The 1,917-nt window shown below is 63.3% G+C and carries 1 protein-coding gene and 1 pseudogene; both read left to right on the top strand.

Annotated features, from left to right (window positions below; translation table 11 throughout):
• Positions 1–85 precede the first annotated feature (85 nt).
• A pseudogene (locus ACZ6ZT_RS35160) lies at positions 86–222 on the top strand (IS630 family transposase); the annotation flags it as partial.
• A gap of 590 nt (positions 223–812) precedes the next feature.
• Positions 813–1,772: a COG4705 family protein gene (locus tag ACZ6ZT_RS35165; RefSeq protein ID WP_469724510.1), complete on the top strand. Its 960-nt coding sequence runs from the start codon at positions 813–815 to the stop codon at positions 1,770–1,772.
• Positions 1,773–1,917: the final 145 nt, after the last annotated feature.

The raw sequence follows: 1,917 nt of genomic DNA on the forward strand, positions 1-1,917 counted from the left end.
CGACGCCGGTTTTGCCCTCATCTCACCTTCGCCGCCCCGGCCCTTTACGCGGCACTGCCTAGCGTGGAAAACCCAACGAGATCGGCTGGCCTGCTTGGACCCTCAATGGGAGGGAGGCCGCCCCCGCCTACTCAGCCATGCCGACGAGGACTTCGTCATCCAGACGGCCACCACCCGCCCCCCACCAAGCTCGGCCAGCCGTTCACCCGCTGGTCAATGCGCAACTCCTCGCAGGAGCCTAGGCGCAGGCTGTGAAGTGCCCGCAGAGGTGGCCGCTTCTATGATGAGAGCAGGCGCCATGACTACCCATCGCACCAGAGGCGAACTGCTGCCCGGCGCAATAGACCGACGGGTGAGACTAGCAGCGCAATTGCACGATGAACCAGACCCCCGCCGTGCCCAATCAAAGAATTTTTCCAGCAAAGAGTATGTCCGTGTTGCGCGGCAACCATTGTGGGCGAGCCTGCCTCGCAGTACCTGCACCAGTGCTCTTCCTGCGAAGCTGCCGAGACTTCAGCCTATTTCACTGCTGGGGAATATGCGACGAGGAATGCAAATCCGCCGTTCCCGTGCCCGGTGATCTGGCTGGCAATTCCGCGCAACACGGTCATGCCCACACGGCTCTTCTCCTGCGCATCGGCCAGCGCTCCCTTCTGATTGCCCTTACTGATGTCGCAGAGGCGCGGCTGCCCCATCCTCGTCGGTCGGCCTCAGCGCTGATGAGCACGGCCGGGGCATGCCCATAGCCTCGCTCAAGCCTCGCCCGTCCAGACCGCCGTGGCGCACCGACAAAAGGGAATGGAGACATCAGCATGGCTTCCACCGATCGTGTCCAGCCCAACATGGCGACACCCCCGGCTAGGTATGTACTGCGGAAGCTCCCGCTTGTGACGGCGTTGTTCTGGGCGCTGAAAATCATCGCTGTCACTCTCGGAGAAACCGCAAGCGACCAGTTCGCAATCGAACTTAAAATCGGATATGCGACCTGTGTGATCGTCTTCTTCGCGTTCTTCGTCATCGTCGCTTTCCTGCAGCTGCGAGCCAAGCGCTACCATCCGAGTCTCTTCTGGACGGTGATCTTCAGCACCAGCATCGTCGGCACCTCGATATCAGATCTCATGGACCGTGGAATCGGCCACTCCGGCACCGTGACGAAAAATGGGATCGGCTATGGGCCTGGCGCGATCATCCTCACCAGCATCCTGGTGGTCATCTTCCTGGTGTGGTGGCGAAGCGGGCAGACCTACGACGTCGAGCAAATCGCCACCCGTAAGGGCGAGATCCTCTACTGGATCGCGATCCTGGTTTCCAACACCCTCGGTACCGCCAGCGGGGACTGGCTGGCTCACAGCACCGGACTGGGATTCCGCAACGCCTTCTTCGTCATCGCCGCAATAATGCTGCTGCTGCTCGCCGCCCACTATCTGACCAGCATCAACAGCATGGTGCTGTTCTGGGTGGCATTCATCCTGACCCGCCCACTGAGTGCCGCCGCTGGTGACTCGATCACCAAACCCGTCAGCGAGGGAGGACTCGGGCTGGGCACGCTGTGGGGCTCGGTGGCGCTGGTGGGAGTGCTCGCCGCGTTGATCGCCTACGAGACCTGGCACATCCGGCGTCACCCGCTCGACCTGTTGCCCGCCCCGACCCACCGGCTCACCGGACAACCGCAGCAGCCCAACGGGCAGGTCGTCCTGGCCTACGGCCCGCACCCCGGCCACATCCAGACCTCGAAGGCAGCATCCAGACCTCGAAGGCAGCAGCCCGACTGACGCTGGCAAATCGAGCAGTCGGCGCGCTTCATCCGGCTGCACCTCTCGCACACGGCGTCGCGTAGGGGCGGGACGTGGGGGAAGCCCGCAGCTGCCCGGCGTGTGATCGCATCACCCCTCTCTCCTCCCGTACCCGTGCGCAGGC

The organism is Streptomyces sp. NPDC102258 (assembly GCF_055584685.1).

Bases quoted from the DNA above. Each gene is read 5' to 3' on its own strand.
- ACZ6ZT_RS35165 (WP_469724510.1), top strand. From the start codon at position 813: ATGGCTTCCACCGATCGTGTCCAGCCCAACATGGCGACACCCCCGGCT.